The organism is Peribacillus sp. NPDC097225, from assembly GCF_044761955.1.
Lineage (GTDB): Bacteria > Bacillota > Bacilli > Bacillales > DSM-1321 > Peribacillus.
The window spans coordinates 645,818-662,032 of the sequence record NZ_JBIWDJ010000001.1; the positions used below are offsets into that span (position 1 = coordinate 645,818).

Here is a 16,215-nt window from a genome sequence, read left to right on the forward strand (position 1 = left end):
GATGTAAATTTTGGTGTTTTGAGATATAAACTTAGAAGCACTGAGGTAATGAAAAAGAACATAAAAAAACTGCCAGAAGAACTGGCAGTTTTTTGACTAATCGATTAAGCAGATGTTTTCTTCCCTTGTCCCTGAATGGTTGTACCATCTTTCAGGACAAGCTTTGGTGTTTCGTTTTTCGCGATTGTGCTTCCTGTAATTACACATTTGGCAACATCATCACGTGATGGAAGATCGAACATCACTTCAAGGATAATTCCTTCAATGATGGAACGGAGTCCACGCGCACCTGTTTTACGTTCAATCGCCTTTTTAGCAATTTCACTAAGTGCTTCCTGTTCGAATTCCAATTCCACGTCGTCAAGCTCAAGCAATTTTTGATATTGCTTCACAAGAGCATTTTTCGGTTTTGTAAGGATTTCAATCAAAGCGGCTTCGTCCAATTGCTCTAGTGTAGCAATGACAGGAAGACGACCGATGAATTCCGGAATTAGACCGAAACGCAGTAAATCTTCTGGAAGAACTTTAGAAAGCAATTCTTTTTCTGCGATATCATCTTTTTTAACATCAGAACCAAAGCCAATGACTTTTTGGCCTAAACGGCGTTTGATGATCGGTTCGATGCCGTCAAAAGCACCACCACAGATGAATAAGATATTAGTCGTATCGATTTGGATGAATTCTTGATGAGGATGTTTACGTCCTCCTTGTGGCGGAACGCTTGCCACGGTACCTTCAAGAATTTTCAATAAGGCCTGCTGTACACCTTCACCGGATACATCGCGTGTAATCGATGGGTTTTCGGATTTACGGGCCACTTTATCAATTTCATCAATATAAATGATGCCTTTTTCCGCTTTTTCCACATCGTAATCAGCCGCTTGAATCAGCTTAAGAAGGATGTTCTCTACATCTTCCCCAACATAACCAGCTTCCGTTAATGAAGTTGCGTCAGCAATGGCAAAAGGTACATTCAATAGACGCGCCAATGTTTGGGCAAGTAGCGTTTTCCCGCTTCCTGTCGGTCCAATAAGAGCGATATTACTCTTGGATAACTCGACGTCATCAACTTTGCTATTGGAATTGATACGTTTATAATGATTATAAACAGCGACGGCCAAAGATTTTTTAGCCTGTTCTTGTCCAATTACGTATTCGTCTAGTATCGCACGAATTTCCTTAGGTTTAGGTACATCTCTAAATTCTACTTCTTCATCAGTACCTAGCTCTTCTTCAACGATTTCAGTACAAAGTTCGATACACTCGTCACAAATATATACACCTGGACCAGCTACCAGTTTGCGGACCTGTTCTTGAGTTTTTCCGCAAAAAGAACATTTTAATTGTCCTTTTTCATCATTAAATTTAAACATGAACGTTCACCCCTTTAAATACTCTTCCAACTCTAGTGATGTAAAGGTGTCAAATCCACTATAGGAAAGACACACAAATACTTTAGCGTTCCAAAATTCCTAGTATGTTTTGCATTCTATCACGTTCTTGGAAATTTTGTAACAAAAACGCTCACCCACAAGTTGTCCAATAAGTACAAATTTTCATTTCATATGTATGTTTCCATTTACCAGTATGTCCAAACTTTTCGGTTTTTAAAATAAGGTTTTTCTGTATAAATATGTATATGCAGCATTAGAATTAATCTACACTGAAATGAAAAAAAAATCAATCAGAAACTATCCGATAGTTAAAATTACCAACAAATTCTTAATATGTATAAAACAAGGCACGATTACTCGCGCCTTGTTTCTTTGAAGAAAATATTAGTAAACACTTACTTAAAATAAATTATTTTGCTTCAACAGTTTTGCTGTTTTCCACTAAGAAGTCAATTGCTTTCTTAATTTTAAGATCGCCTTTGATGCTTTCTAAGTTTCCAAGAGCTTGTTTGATTGCTTCAACTTCCATGTTGTACATTGTAGCCATTTCTGCAAGTTCAGCTTCAACGTCTTCATCTGTTGCTTCAATTTTTTCAGCTTCAGCGATAGCTTCAAGAGTCAAGCTTGTACGAACTTGTCCTTCAGCTTCTTCTTTCATTTGTGCTTTTAATGCTTCTTCGTCTTGACCTGAGAATTGGTAGTAAAGTTCTAAGTTTAGGCCTTGAGATTGAATGCGTTGAGAGAACTCATTCATCATGCGGTCTACTTCGTTAGAAATCATAGCTTCAGGAATGTCCATTTCTGCACCTTCAACAGCTTTACCGATTACAGTGTTTTGTACGAAGTTTTCTTCTTCGTGTTTTTTGTCATGCTCTAATTTATGTTTTGTTTTTTCTTTAAGTTCAGCTAACGTTTCAACTTCTTCGTCAACGTCTTTCGCGAATTCATCATCCAACTCAGGAAGTTGTTTTGTTTTGATTTCGTGAATTTTCACTTTGAATACAGCTGGTTTACCTGCAAGTTCAGCAGCATGGTATTCTTCAGGGAATGTAACTTCGATGTCTTTTTCAGCGCCAGTTTCAAGACCAATAAGTTGCTCTTCGAAACCAGGGATGAATGAGTTAGAACCGATTTCTAGTGAATGGTTTTCTGAAGCTCCGCCTTCGAATGCTTCACCATCAACGAATCCTTCAAAATCAAGAACGACTGTATCGCCTTCTGCAGCTTGTCCTTCTTCTTTAACGACAAGTTCAGCTTGACGTTCTTGCATTGATTTCAATTCGTTATCAACGTCTTCGTCAGTTACTTCAGTATTGAATTTTTCCACTTCAACACCTTTGTAATCTCCTAATTTAACTTCAGGCTTAACTGTTACAGTAGCCGTGAAGATTAGGTTTTCACCTTTTTCCATTTTCTCGATGTCGATTTCTGGACGATCTACAGGCTGAATTCCAGCTTCTTCGACAGCATTTGCATATGCATCAGGAAGGATGAAATCAAGAGCATCTTGATATAATGATTCTACGCCGAATTTCTTTTCGAACATTTGACGTGGCATTTTACCTTTACGGAAGCCAGGTACGTTTACTTGTTTAACTACTTTTTTGAATGCTGCGTCTAAACCTTCGTTTACTTTTACAGCTTCTACTTCGATTGTTAATACGCCTTGATTACCTTCTTGTTTTTCCCATTTTACAGACATGTGTTTCCCTCCAAAAAGATCTATATACTTCAATAATAAGCATTGGATGAATATGCTTTGCAAGTGTTAACAAGTCATCCTTCAAATATACCCAAGAAAAAAATTGGGAATTCGTCAAAATTAGACGATTATACATTACAACCACTACATTATAACACAGGTTCAAACCGTTACAACAGCAATAGGTTAAATAATGGGATAAGAAATTTCTTCGATTTCTTTTATAGTGGCTAGAATATTCGTAACCGCTTCCCCATCAACGGAATAACTATTCGCTATTTCTTGGATCCTATCTTCCCCTGTCATGTACTCTTCGGCTAACGCATGATAGGCAGCCGCCCATGCCGGTATCATATCTGATTCTGGTTCGAATGGATACAATAAAAAGGAATGCCGCTCAATTAGGCTGTGCACCATTTCAAATAAACTCGGATTTTTATGACTGATTTCCTCTTCTGTCAGGTTCGTGATCGTTTTATGGAAGCTTGTTTCCTTCAAGGTTACCAGCTCTTTTGGATTGACAATCTTGGACTGCGTGAACTTCCAAACGGTTACTTCTTCATTATACTCCTGGTCTATAAGGATGTTTAATAGCATCGTTTTAAAAAATGGGTGTCCATCACGGTCTTGAAGAAACTGCTCGATTTGGGGGACAAAAGGTCGAATATTAAGATTCGTAAGTTTAGAAATCACAAGTAGCATTTCTTTATCCGATTTCCCTGCGAATAACTCTTCCTTCTGTAATTCTTCTTCCCGCAGCTGTAATTCCCTTTCGGTTTCCTCTTTTTTATCTTCAAGGGCCCGCTTGCTGAAGTGAAGCATCTTTTCAAAATGCTCCTCTTTGTCGAAGGGGATCTGGTTTTCATCAAATAAAAGTTCAATTGTCGTAATCATTTCCTGATGTTCATTCAATTGGAGTAGCACCATTAAATAGATGTTAATCAATTGGAAATAGTCACCGATTCCTTTATTAAGCATCTCTTGGCACAATTCTTTGGACTCTTCATAATACTCGAGCTCAACCAGGGAAACGACAAGGCCCATACATACTTCATCATTATCCGGCTCAAATTCCCGTGCTTGACTGAAGAGCCGGGCTGCGTCTTTAAAGTTCCTTTTTCCAAGCTCGTCGAGGCCCTTTATGATTAACCTTTCCCCTAGATTAGGAAATGGGACGACCTTCGAATCCTCTGTGCTCTTTCCATGTTTCCCAACCATCATTATTCACCTCGCCGTTCGCTTTTGGAAAATAGTTTAGCATGTAATAGAATGAAATTCAAAAAACAGTCACCTTCCAAGGTATCCATTCCACTTATATGTAATTTAAAACTCCACAAAAAAGAGCTTCCTATTTTAATGGATAGGAAGCCTTTTTTTGAATTCATTACGCATTAGAAACTGCATCTTTTTGCTTTTCATAAGCTGCTATTTTCTCATCATATTGAAGGGTGATCGATATTTCGTCCCAGCCTTTGACGAGCATTTCCTTCCAATATGGATGAATCTCGAAGCTTGCTTCAAACCCTTGGCCATCTTTCACCGTTTGATTCGGTAAATCGACAGTCAGTTCATAATCAGGGGAAGCGGCCCTCTCCATCAGGTACTGGACTTGCTCATGGTTTAATGCGATGGGAACCATTCCGTTCTTCATGCAGTTGCTTTTGAATATGTCGGCATAAGATGGTGCGATGACAATATCGAAACCATAATCTTTCAACGACCATGGTGCATGCTCCCTTGATGACCCGCAGCCAAAGTTTTCACCCGCAATCAAAATCGAGGTATCACGATTTTGAAGCTGATTCAATTCAAAATCAGGGCGTTCATTTCCTTCTTCATCAAAGCGCCAGTTATAGAACAGGAATTCGCCAAAGCCGCTTCGTTCAATCCGTTTTAAAAACTGCTTTGGAATGATTTGATCGGTATCCACATTTTTCCGATTTAGTGCCGCCGCTCTTCCTTTATATATAGTAATGGGTTCCATTTCCATTGTGCACCTCCTATTAATTTGTATTTACTGAACTCTCTCAGCTTTTTTCAAGTTTCTTATATCAACGAACTTCCCGTATATGGCCGCAGCCGCTGCCATGGCTGGACTTACTAAATGGGTCCTGGCCCCTGCCCCTTGTCGGCCCTCGAAATTCCTGTTACTCGTGGAGGCACAGTGTTCACCAGGAGGCACCGCATCCGGGTTCATGCTCAAGCACATGCTACAACCTGATTCCCGCCATTCAAAGCCTGACGATTTAAAAATTTCATCCAATCCTTCATCTTCCGCTTGCTTCTTGACACTTTGTGAGCCTGGTACCACCATTGCTCGAACACCTTTATGAACCGTCCTGCCTTCAATCATTTCAGCAGCCTGACGTAAATCTTCAATTCTGGAATTGGTACAAGAACCGATAAATACATGTTGAACCGGAATATCCGTAATCGCCATTCCTTCTTGAAGTCCCATATATTCAAGCGCGCGGCCGAGTTCCTTCGAATTAGTGATATCCTCTGCAAAAGTCGGTACCCGTTCATCCACTCCACTAGCCATGCCCGGATTTGTTCCCCAGCTGACCATTGGCGAAATCAAACTGCCATCAAGGACGATTTCCCGGTCATAAACCGCATCTGCGTCACTAACAAGTGCCTTCCAGTCCTGAACGCAACGCTCAAACTCTTCACCTTTTGAAACATATTTCCGACCTTTCAAATAGGAGAAGGTTGTTTCATCTGGTGCCACTAGCCCAGCACGAGCACCGCCTTCGATTGACATATTACATACGGTCATTCTTTCTTCCATTGACATGGCATCGAAAACTTCCCCACAATATTCAATGATATGTCCTGTCCCAAAGTCAACACCGAATTTGGATATAACATATAAAATGACATCTTTCGCCATGACTCCATGACCGAGTTTCCCATTAACCTCAAGCTTGAGCGTTTTTGGTTTAGTCTGCCATAGGGATTGAGTGGCCAAAACATGCTCCACTTCACTTGTTCCGATTCCGAAAGCAATCGATCCGAACGCCCCATGCGTAGATGTATGGCTGTCCCCGCAAACAATCGTCATACCAGGTTGTGTAAGACCTAATTCCGGACCGATGACATGAACGATTCCTTGTTCTGGGCTGTCTAGGTCAGCAAGACGGATACCGAATTCCTTACAGTTTTTATCAAGTGCCTCCAACTGTTTTCTTGCAATATCATCCGAAATGAAATGGCGATTTATAGTAGGCACATTATGGTCCATTGTTGCGAAAGTCCGGTCGGGCCTTCTTACTTTACGCCCTTTCAATCTCAAACCTTCGAATGCTTGAGGGGATGTTACTTCATGAATATATTGAAGATCTATATACAATAAATCCGGTTTATTTTCCTCTTCATATATAATATGGCGATCCCATATTTTTTCAATTATAGATTTACCCACTTATATCCACCTCGATCAATTTTATATTTTTTTAAAAAACACGGCCTAGATTTAGGCCGTGAAAGAAGGTTATGCATAAGCTCCCATGATGTTGGAGATGGCTTCCTGGTCTAATAGAGTTGCTTTTATTTGGGCAATCATTTCTGTCGTCGTCGTGATTGGTGATTGACCATTAGCAATATCACCTGTTCTTAATCCATAGTTCAGTACCGTTTCCACCGCTTGCTCGACCGCGTCGGCCTCATTTTCCAATCCGAATGATAGGCGTAACAACGATGCTGCCGATAAAATCGTCCCAATAGGATTTGCTAGATTTTTTCCTGCAATATCAGGGGCAGATCCGTGGATCGGTTCATATAAATTGGGACCTTCCGTAGAGATCGAAGCGGAAGGCAACATGCCAAGTGAACCAGTCAAGACGGATGCTTCATCGCTTAAAATGTCACCAAACATATTTTCCGTCACAATAACGTCAAATTGTTTCGGATTCTTTATGAGCTGCATCGCAGCATTATCAACAAGCATGTGTTCAAGTTCCACTTCTGGATAATCTTTGGCGATTTCTTCAGCCGTTTCACGCCACATCCGACTGGATTCCAGGACATTGGCTTTGTCGACCGATGTCACTTTTTTCTTGCGGTCAGAGGCTAATTTAAATGCAAGTTCAATGATGCGCTTCATTTCATCTTTCTGATAAAAAAGGGTATCGACGACCGCATCCTTCCCCTCTCGTTCCACCCGCTCACTCGGCTTCCCGAAATAAAGGCCACCCGTCAGCTCGCGTACAATAACGAAATCGACATCTTCAATGAATTCCTTTTTAAGAGGTGAAGACTCCGACAAGCTGGAATAATAGCTAATTGGCCGGATGTTAGCATAGAGATTCAGGTCTTTGCGGATTTTCAATAAACCACGCTCTGGCCTTAGGTGCGCAGGTTGAGTGTCCCACTTCGGTCCCCCGACCGCCCCTAATAATACCGCGTCGCTATTCTTGCAAATCTCTACTGTCCCGTCCGGTAGTGGCGATCCCGTGTTATCGATAGCGCTACCACCAATTTCGCCATATTGAAATTCAAAATCATGCCCGTACCGTTGAGCAACGGCTTCAAGAATTTCTACAGCGCCTCTAGTCACTTCTTTACCGATGCCATCTCCTTGAAGCACCGCAATATTCCTTTTCATCGAAATCTCCCCTTCCTACTGCATGACTGCTTTTTCTTCTAATTCCTTCATGATGACTACACGGTTCACCGCGTTTAAATAAGCTTTTGCCGAGGCTTCCAATACATCCTGGTCCAGTCCACGTCCACTCGTTTCCACACCGTTGTAATCGATTTTTACGAAAACTTGTGCTAAGGCATCCATCCCAGCTCCCACAGATTGGATTCTGTAATCCTGGAGGTTGATTTGACTACCCAAACATCTTTCAAGCGTGTTATAGAGGGCCTCAACACTACCAGCACCCGTTGCCGCTTCCTGTATTTCTTCACTATCGCCTTTTTTCAACGTAACCGTTGCCGTGGCAACTTGATGGGTACCATGAGATATTTGAAAGGAAATCAGGTCATAAAAACTGATATCCGTCGCTTTTTCTTCAAGGACAAGAGCTACGATATCTTCGTCCGTCATGGTTTTCTTGTTATCCGCCAATTCTTTGAACTGGACAAATAAAGAATTCATTTCTTCATCCGTTACAGAGAAATTCAATTCTTGTAATCTCTCTTTGAAAGCATGCCGTCCAGAATGCTTACCTAGAACAAGCGAATTGGCAGACACACCGACCAGTTCCGGTGAGATAATTTCATACGTCGTTTTTTCTTTCAACATGCCATCTTGGTGAATCCCGGATTCATGCGCATAGGCATTGGCCCCGATAATGGCTTTATTTGCAGGTACCTGCATTCCCGTTAAACGACTAACCAGATCACTAGCTCTTTTGATTTCATTCAAGACAAGACCCGTCTCCGCCTGATAGAAATCTTTTCGGATATAAAGAGCCATCGCCACTTCTTCAAGGGCCACATTGCCGGCACGTTCGCCAATTCCATTTATCGTTCCCTCGACTTGGGTAGCCCCACCTTCAATGGCAGCCAATGAGTTAGCTGTTGCCATTCCAAGATCATCATGGCAGTGAGCCGATAGGCTCACCTTATCGATGGAAGGAACATTTTCACGTAGGTAACGGAAGATGTTTCCGTATTCAATCGGGGCGGCATATCCCACTGTATCCGGAATGTTGATAACCTTCGCCCCCGCCTGAATGACCGCTTCGACTATTTCAGCCAGATAGTCAAGTTCAGTTCGACTGGCATCTTCGGCAGACCATTGTACGATTGGGAAACGCTCTGCCCCATACTTGACCATGGCAACTGATTTTTCAATCACTTGTTCTTTTGACATTTTCAACTTGTATTGACGGTGGATCGGAGACGTGGCGATGAATGTATGCAACCTTGGTTCTGCTCCGACTTTCAATGAGTCCCACGCAGCGTCAATGTCTCCCTTTACAGCGCGCGCCAGCCCTGTAACAGAGCTGTTTCTGATTTTGCGCGCGATTTCCTGTACGGAATTGAAGTCCCCTTTGGATGCTGCCGGAAAACCGGCTTCGATGATATCCACACCAAGCCTTTCAAGCTGATAAGCAATTTCCAGCTTTTCGGTAAAATTCAAGTTCACACCGGCCGATTGCTCCCCATCACGAAGTGTTGTTTCAAAAATATTAATTTTTCGCAACGGCTACCACTTCTTTCTCTGTTTGTTGAGGTTTGACGAATGGCATCATTTTTCTTAATTCACGACCTACCACTTCGATTTGGTGTTTGTTTTCACGGTTATTGATAGCATTGAAGACTGGACGATTCGCTTGGTTTTCTAGGATCCATCCTTTTGCGAATTCCCCGTCTTGGATGTCTTTTAAAATGGCTTTCATCGCTTCTTTTGTCGTCTCTGTCACAACGCGTGGTCCTGAAACGAAATCTCCCCATTGAGCCGTATCAGAGATGGAATAACGCATATTTTCCATACCGCCTTCATACATAAGGTCGATGATTAATTTCAATTCATGTAAACACTCGAAGTATGCAACTTCCGGTTGGTATCCAGCTTCCGTCAATGTTTCAAACCCAGCTTTTACAAGGGAAGTCAATCCGCCACAAAGCACTGCCTGTTCTCCAAAAAGATCTGTTTCTGTTTCTTCTTGGAATGTCGTTTCCAATCCACCCGCTCTTAGTGCTCCGATTCCTCTAGCGTAAGCAAGTGCCAATTCTCTTGCTTCACCCGTCACATCTTGGTAGATTGCGAATAATGCCGGTACCCCTGCACCTTGTTCATATGTACGGCGAACAAGATGTCCTGGACCTTTTGGAGCCACTAATAATACATCCACGTCGGCTGGTGGGACAATTTGGTTAAAGTGAACGTTGAATCCGTGTGCGAACATTAATGCTTGACCTGCATGCAACACAGGTTTGATTTCTTCTTGGTATACTTTTGGTTGCGTTTCATCTGGTAAAAGGTTCATGATTACATCTGCTTGTTCTGCCGCTTCTTTAACTGTATATACATTGAATCCATCTTCTACAGCTTTATCGAATGATTTACCTTTTCTGATTCCGATGATTACATCCACACCGCTATCACGTAAGTTTTGAGCATGTGCGTGTCCTTGTGAACCGTATCCGATTACCGCTACCTTTTTATTGTTGAAAAAATTCTCGTTTGCTTCTGCGTTATAATATACTTTTGCCATTATTAATACATCTCCCTTTTCATATCCATAGTTTTTTTTGGTTGTTTTTATACGATTGTTGCGCTTTTTGCATGTGACAACTGCATTCCGCGAGGGAAGGCCGCCGTCCCGGTTCTTGCCAACTCTTTGATGCCATACGGTTTGATCAGTTCAATGAAGGCTTCGATTTTGTCTGATTCCCCAGTGATTTGAACCGTCAGGCTATCTTTACTTACATCTATAACAGAGGCCCGGAAAGGCTCAATTACCGAATAGATTTCAGGTCGGGTCTGGCTTGTCACCAATATCTTGATGAGCGCCAGTTCCCTGGCTACAATCGATTGATTCGTGATATCAATCACTTTAAGCACTTCTATCTGCTTATTTAATTGCTTTGTGATTTGCTCAATGACCGTTTCGTCATCAACATCGACCACGAAGGTCATCCTTGAAATGCCCTCCTGCTCGGATTGCCCGACTGTCATGCTTTCAATGTTATAATTCCTTTTCGTGAACAGGTTCGTGATCCGGTTAAGGACGCCTGGTCTATTGTTCACGGTAAGGCTAAGAATTCCCCTCATTGCTTAAACTCCTTCCATTTCATCCAGCCCTTTTCCTGATGCTACCATCGGAAAGACATTTTCCATTTGTTTGACACGGAAATCGATCAAAACCGGTCCATCTATCGTGAATGCTTCATCGAGGCATGCATTGGCTTCTTCCTCGGTAGTCGCTTTAAACCCTGGAATTCCATATGCTTCAGCCAATTTAACGAAATTGGGTTGAGACTGGAAAACACTGTGTGAAAAGCGATTGTCATGGAAGAGTTCCTGCCATTGCCTTACCATTCCAAGCGCACCGTTATTAATGATGATGATCTTAATCGGCAGATTCATTTCCGCAATGACCGAAAGTTCTTGAAGGCACATCTGAAAACCACCATCGCCAGATATCGAAAGAACTGTCGCTTTTGGATTGGCCATTTGTGCTCCAAGTGCGGACGGTAAGCCAAAGCCCATCGTACCCAGGCCACCGGATGTGACCCATGAATTAGGCTTGTTAAATGGATAGTACTGGGCCGCCCACATTTGATGCTGACCAACATCCGTCGTGACAATGGCTTCCCCCTTCGTTTTTTCATGGAGCATTTGAATGACACGTTGAGGTTTCAGCACCCCTTCTTCTTGGGTATAACGTAATGGGAATTCTGCATTCCACTCATTCAACTGTTCAGTCCATTCCGTAATGTCAGGCTTTTTACCACTTTGGGCAATCAACTCCGTTAAAGCTTCTTTTGCGCTGCCGACTACAGGAATCTTGGTTGGTACATTCTTTCCGATTTCCGCTGGATCAATATCGATATGGGCAACAGTTGCATATTGTGCAAATTTGGCTAAGTTTCCGGTCAAGCGATCATCGAACCTTGCCCCCACATTAATCAACAGATCACATTTCGATAACGCCATGTTTGCCGCAAAACTACCATGCATGCCACCCATTCCAATAAATTGCGGATGCTCGGCTGGGAAACCACCAAGGCCAAGGAGGGTGTGAACTACTGGTATGCCTTGTTGTTCGGCATATTCCTTCAAGAGATGAGATGCCTTTGCATGAAGGACACCTGCTCCAGCAAGGATGACGGGCCTTTTCGCACCACTTACCGCTTCAACAAGCTTTCTTATTTGTAAGTAATTCGGCTTTGTCGTTGGCTGATAGCCTGGCAGGTCCATCACTGGATCCTCTTCCGTCGCTACCCCTTCCAAGATTGCCATGTCTTTAGGAATATCTATTAAAACAGGTCCCGGTCGTCCGCTTGAAGCGATATAAAATGCTTCTTTGATGATACGTGGGAGGTCTTCCGGCTTTCTCACTTGATAGTTATGTTTTGTAATTGGGGTTGTAATCCCGAGTACATCTGCCTCCTGAAAGGCATCCGAACCAATTACGCTAGTAGCTACCTGACCCGAAATAACAACAAGTGGAAGAGAATCAATCATTGCGTCCGCTAGGCCGGTTACAATGTTCGTTGCTCCAGGACCGGACGTTACAATGACCACTCCCGGTTTGCCAGTAATCCTGGCGTACCCTTCTGCTGCGTGGATTGCACCCTGCTCATGTCGTGTCAAGATATGAAAAAGCTTTGAACTATAAAGCTTGTCATATATCGGCAATACAGAACCACCAGGGTACCCAAAGATGACTTCAACATTTTCCTTTTTCAATGCTTCCATCAAAAATTCGGCACCACTATAATGTGTCTTTCCACTTTTTCGATCAGCCACTACTGCTTTTTGTGTCATTCGTAAAGACCTCCTCCGCTTTCTCACTCGATTAAATTCAAAATATTCGGATTTTTAGGCATACAAAAAAGCCTTTTCACCCCAAATGTACTTGCACTTAGCAAGTTAAAGGGGTGAAAAGACTTAATCAGCCGCTCCACGGTACCACCCTTTTTCGCATGAACTTCCATGCGCACTTTGAATAGTATACAACTATTCTCTGTTTTGGTAACGGGTACTGGTACGCACCCGTTCAGCCCTACTAGTATAACGTTCAAGCTGAAACTCCAAGGTGAGTTCATCTTTTGGGACAATACCGGTTCTCAGCAACCCGGCTCTCTGTGAATGTCTTGAAAAAAGACTACTTATCCTTTTCAATGTTTTCTCATTATTCATATTTTTTTGAAACGCTAATGTTTGATGTCTTGTATTTGAGATTATCTTACTCGCATTTTGGAGTGTAGTCAACAGGTATTTAATGAATTTTTAGACAATTCTAAATTATAAGTTTTATTGTATGCGCTTTCATCCCTACCATTATCCTATTTTCACATTTTAAAAAAATATTTTTTTAGTTTGAAAATAATGAAAAAAAATACAAACTAAAGCATAATGCATTCCATATTCATACCAAACATCCAATTTGCCTGCAACCGATGTTTATTTTGAAAGGGTGTTTCTGCATTTTATTGGTAATTACAAGAAGCGGTGTCCCCTTGGCACCCTCCCCCAGACACTTTATAAAAAACAAAGGGAAAAGGCTGGACTCTAGGAAAAGGAATGGTAATCCATTCCTTTTCCTAGAGTCCAGCCCTATATCGTTACTTAGCCAATACATCTTCATATGCTTCATTTTTTTCAAATTGCTTTTGAACGAATGTACATTCCGGAACGATTTTAAGATTTTCATTACGCGCTAGTTCAATCACTTTTTCAACAAGCGCATTCCCAACCTTCTGTCCGCGTAGTTTGTCGGATACAACCGTATGATCCACCGTGATTTCGTGATCACCTGATTTAAAGAACGTAATTTCAGCTAGCTTTTCACCAGAGTCCTTGACAAAAAATGACCCTTCACCTTTTTGGATATCTACCATCTTGATGACCTCCTTTTATACCCCTTATCATATATCATAATCTGGTTACTAAACAAATAATTGGAATTCACATAGACTTTATAAATCTGAGTGAGCCCTCCCCTTACTTCTAACCTATACTAGAGGATTGTAAACAGAAAAAAGTTTTCTTATTTCTTTTATTTAGCCAACTTCCGTTATCACGTAAAGAAAATAACCAGCAACACCCCATAAAAAAAAGCCCTAACAAATAGGACAAATGGTTATAGTTTGATAAAAAGAAAATATAAAATGACCATCAATAGCAAGATGAGCATAAAGACCGCAATGAGAATGACTTGGGCCGAGGAAGGCTTGAAGGTCTCCTCATTAATTTGCTTCTTCTTCTGAAGATAACTCACCGTTGCCAATATGGTGATCACTAGACCCAAAAAGCAGGTGAACATCCCAAGCACGATACTGATCAAATCGATTCGGGCATCTCGGTACACACCTATCGTAAAATGCAAACTTGTTGTTAGAAAACCCACCCCCACAATTGCAATCACAGTTCGGATCCACGCCAAAAAAGTTCGTTCATTGGCCAAATGCTGTTGTGCATATTTCAATTGGTTCTTGTCCATTTTTCATCACCTTATTTTTTCAAAAATCTCCCCTAAAAAAAGGCTGATATTTAGGAGACTCCTCAATTGTACATAGAGTCACCCTACTATATCAACCCAACCGGTCATTATTCGCTTCTCTTAAGAAGGGAAAAGGCCCTAAACATAGATCCAACGAACATAAGACCCGATCCTCCGAGCAGTAAATATATGCAAACTGTTTTACTGATAACATTCAAGGGATAAAGCAGGGCAAACAATGCGATCAAAACCCCGATTCCCGTTACAAACCAACCAAACTGTTTCATGAGCAACTCCTATAAAATGATTATTTATTAAGCTCTTAGCCTCCATTTTACTATATTCAAAAGACAAATGGTCCAAAATCTTGATAAAGTCAAAGTTTCAACTTTTATTATCGAGCCAAATTAAATAAAGAAGCCAATATAGCCTCCTTAGTTACAAGTATTTATTAAAGGTCCTTATTATCTTTTTTCATATATTCTTTAATTTTTCTTTCTTCCCATTGCGACCCGAAGTTCCCGCTCGCAAACGTTGTTAAACCATGTATAAGGATTCCGATTCCCCAGCCGCCAAGGGGATAGAGAAACCACAAATAACTAGCGTCGGTCAATAAGTTTATCATTATAAGCAAAAGATTCACCAAGATGTAAACGATTAAATGGATATAAAAACCCTTTAATTTCTCCACCCTTTTTTTTGCTTTCAAATAGCTTTCATCCTTTTCCATCGCTACGCCTCCTTCATCAAAACACAAACTCACTTTTTCATTATACTTTTAATTTACTTTATTTACCATTATCGAAATCAGATCTATATAGCGACGCCTTCCCGTTACTCACTCAAGAGAGGATCTCATCCCTTTCACACCCTCTTGATGAAATTAGCAGCTGGTCTAATAATATCCTCCTATAATATTTTATTCTGCATGAAATCCAAATTGAGTTTAATTCCCCATGAAAAAAACATGTCTTCCATGTATAATTACCATATCTCAATAATAAGCTATGTATATTCACATCAAGCTTTAGAGGAGGATATATTATTGAACTCTGATTCCGGAAAGGTTGTTTCTTCTATCCAGAACCCTGAAATACATAAAGCCCTACAAGGCGTTTCGGAAAAATTCAATATATCAATGCTTCAGTTACGCGATACCATTGATATATTATTGAAAGATCAATCTAATCTCACACCATTTGAAAATGAACAAGATGTCATCCGAACACCGCTTGAAGAAATAAATACCGCCATAATCAAAAACCGTGAAATCATCAATAAAAACCGCGAAACGTTAAATAAGAATTGAATGAATCAGACACAGAAAAAAGCATCCAACTCGTTGGATGCTTTTTTCCTCTTCCTAACTGAACCGATGGTATTAACTAGGAATGAATTTAAGGATGCCTTCAAGGTAAACGCCTTGATTTTGCGACTTACACTCTCTTAGTTTGATTCTGCCTTCTTGTTCTAACTCCTTGGCCATTTGAACTACTTTGGTTCCATCTTGGGCTATCTCTACTGAAAAGAAATTCCCTCGCGTGGAAGTTTGAATGAATTTAAATAAGCTATCTTTATTCATCTAAACATCTCCCTTATTCTTATACAGTTCGACATAAAAGAGAATCCACCTTCTCTAAAAATAGAAATATAAACAAGTTAGAAAAGAAACTAAAAGGCAATAGATCTATGGCCTCAAATCATTGTCTCCATGATCAACAGTATTCTTCATCCATATCCTCTAGTGAAATGTTCCCCTCTTGAATCCTATGGGAATAATGATAGGGGAAACAAACATATCATTATAAAATGCCATGACAAACCTTTATATAACGAAAAAACAGCCAAACCCTATAAAAGGCCTTGGCTGTTTTTGATAGTGTCCCAGGAGAGATTCGAACTCCCGACCGACGCCTTAGAAGGGCGTTGCTCTATCCAGCTGAGCTACTGAGACATTGTGTAACACTATGTATGAAAATTCTTGGTCATT

General features: G+C 41.0%; 16 protein-coding genes, 1 tRNA gene and 1 other annotated feature. Of the genes, 1 reads left to right on the forward strand and 16 read right to left on the reverse strand.

What is annotated here, in order from left to right; genetic code table 11:
• Nucleotides 1-104: 104 nt before the first annotated feature.
• The 14 genes from clpX to ACIQXH_RS03275 form a co-directional block, all read right to left on the reverse strand.
• On the reverse strand, nt 105-1,373 hold the full coding sequence (clpX, locus tag ACIQXH_RS03210) for an ATP-dependent protease ATP-binding subunit ClpX (protein WP_402874628.1): 1,269 nt from the start codon (nt 1,371-1,373) through the stop codon (nt 105-107).
• A gap of 430 nt (nt 1,374-1,803) precedes the next feature.
• On the reverse strand, nt 1,804-3,096 hold the full coding sequence (tig, locus tag ACIQXH_RS03215; RefSeq protein WP_402874625.1) for a trigger factor: 1,293 nt from the start codon (nt 3,094-3,096) through the stop codon (nt 1,804-1,806).
• 186 nt (nt 3,097-3,282) lie between these two features.
• A complete protein-coding gene (locus tag ACIQXH_RS03220; protein WP_402986499.1) occupies nt 3,283-4,317 on the reverse strand; it encodes a tetratricopeptide repeat protein in 1,035 nt (344 codons plus the stop codon).
• 163 nt (nt 4,318-4,480) lie between these two features.
• Nucleotides 4,481-5,080 (reverse strand): 3-isopropylmalate dehydratase small subunit, encoded by a 600-nt coding sequence (leuD, locus tag ACIQXH_RS03225; protein ID WP_402987354.1) that lies wholly within the window; start codon nt 5,078-5,080, stop codon nt 4,481-4,483.
• A gap of 30 nt (nt 5,081-5,110) precedes the next feature.
• The gene (leuC, locus tag ACIQXH_RS03230; RefSeq protein ID WP_402958123.1) at nt 5,111-6,520 is read right to left on the reverse strand and encodes a 3-isopropylmalate dehydratase large subunit; all 1,410 of its coding nucleotides are present in this window, start codon (nt 6,518-6,520) and stop codon (nt 5,111-5,113) included.
• Between the two features lie 69 nt (nt 6,521-6,589).
• On the reverse strand, nt 6,590-7,702 hold the full coding sequence (leuB, locus tag ACIQXH_RS03235; RefSeq protein WP_402986502.1) for a 3-isopropylmalate dehydrogenase: 1,113 nt from the start codon (nt 7,700-7,702) through the stop codon (nt 6,590-6,592).
• A gap of 15 nt (nt 7,703-7,717) precedes the next feature.
• Nucleotides 7,718-9,253 carry a 2-isopropylmalate synthase gene (locus ACIQXH_RS03240; RefSeq protein WP_402986505.1) on the reverse strand — a complete coding sequence of 512 codons (1,536 nt, stop codon included), beginning with the start codon at nt 9,251-9,253 and terminating at the stop codon, nt 7,718-7,720.
• Nucleotides 9,240-10,268, reverse strand: a complete 1,029-nt coding sequence (ilvC, locus tag ACIQXH_RS03245) for a ketol-acid reductoisomerase (RefSeq protein ID WP_402874610.1) — start codon at nt 10,266-10,268, stop codon at nt 9,240-9,242. The genes ACIQXH_RS03240 and ilvC overlap by 14 nt, the downstream gene beginning before the upstream one ends.
• A gap of 47 nt (nt 10,269-10,315) precedes the next feature.
• Entirely contained in the window at nt 10,316-10,828 is a 513-nt protein-coding gene (gene ilvN, locus ACIQXH_RS03250; protein ID WP_402874607.1) for an acetolactate synthase small subunit, read from the reverse strand.
• A gap of 3 nt (nt 10,829-10,831) precedes the next feature.
• Nucleotides 10,832-12,547: an acetolactate synthase large subunit gene (gene ilvB / locus ACIQXH_RS03255; protein WP_402874605.1), complete on the reverse strand. Its 1,716-nt coding sequence runs from the start codon at nt 12,545-12,547 to the stop codon at nt 10,832-10,834.
• 106 nt (nt 12,548-12,653) lie between these two features.
• Nucleotides 12,654-12,913: a binding site (T-box leader), on the reverse strand.
• A 434-nt stretch (nt 12,914-13,347) separates the two neighbouring features.
• Nucleotides 13,348-13,623, reverse strand: a complete 276-nt coding sequence (locus ACIQXH_RS03260; RefSeq protein WP_402874602.1) for a GNAT family N-acetyltransferase — start codon at nt 13,621-13,623, stop codon at nt 13,348-13,350.
• A gap of 242 nt (nt 13,624-13,865) precedes the next feature.
• The gene (locus ACIQXH_RS03265) at nt 13,866-14,225 is read right to left on the reverse strand and encodes a YidH family protein (RefSeq protein ID WP_402874599.1); all 360 of its coding nucleotides are present in this window, start codon (nt 14,223-14,225) and stop codon (nt 13,866-13,868) included.
• A gap of 107 nt (nt 14,226-14,332) precedes the next feature.
• Nucleotides 14,333-14,512 carry a hypothetical protein gene (locus ACIQXH_RS03270; RefSeq protein WP_402874596.1) on the reverse strand — a complete coding sequence of 60 codons (180 nt, stop codon included), beginning with the start codon at nt 14,510-14,512 and terminating at the stop codon, nt 14,333-14,335.
• 164 nt (nt 14,513-14,676) lie between these two features.
• On the reverse strand, nt 14,677-14,955 hold the full coding sequence (locus ACIQXH_RS03275) for a 2TM domain-containing protein (RefSeq protein WP_402874593.1): 279 nt from the start codon (nt 14,953-14,955) through the stop codon (nt 14,677-14,679).
• A 315-nt stretch (nt 14,956-15,270) separates the two neighbouring features.
• Here ACIQXH_RS03275 and ACIQXH_RS03280 point away from each other — a divergent pair, with 315 nt between their 5' ends.
• Complete coding sequence (locus ACIQXH_RS03280; RefSeq protein ID WP_402874590.1) at nt 15,271-15,534, forward strand: hypothetical protein; 264 nt, start codon at nt 15,271-15,273, stop codon at nt 15,532-15,534.
• A 72-nt stretch (nt 15,535-15,606) separates the two neighbouring features.
• Here ACIQXH_RS03280 and ACIQXH_RS03285 read toward each other — a convergent pair whose 3' ends face one another.
• Both ACIQXH_RS03285 and ACIQXH_RS03290 read right to left on the reverse strand, forming a co-directional pair.
• Nucleotides 15,607-15,807, reverse strand: a complete 201-nt coding sequence (locus ACIQXH_RS03285; RefSeq protein WP_402874587.1) for a hypothetical protein — start codon at nt 15,805-15,807, stop codon at nt 15,607-15,609.
• A 298-nt stretch (nt 15,808-16,105) separates the two neighbouring features.
• Nucleotides 16,106-16,179, reverse strand: a tRNA-Arg gene (locus ACIQXH_RS03290).
• Nucleotides 16,180-16,215: the final 36 nt, after the last annotated feature.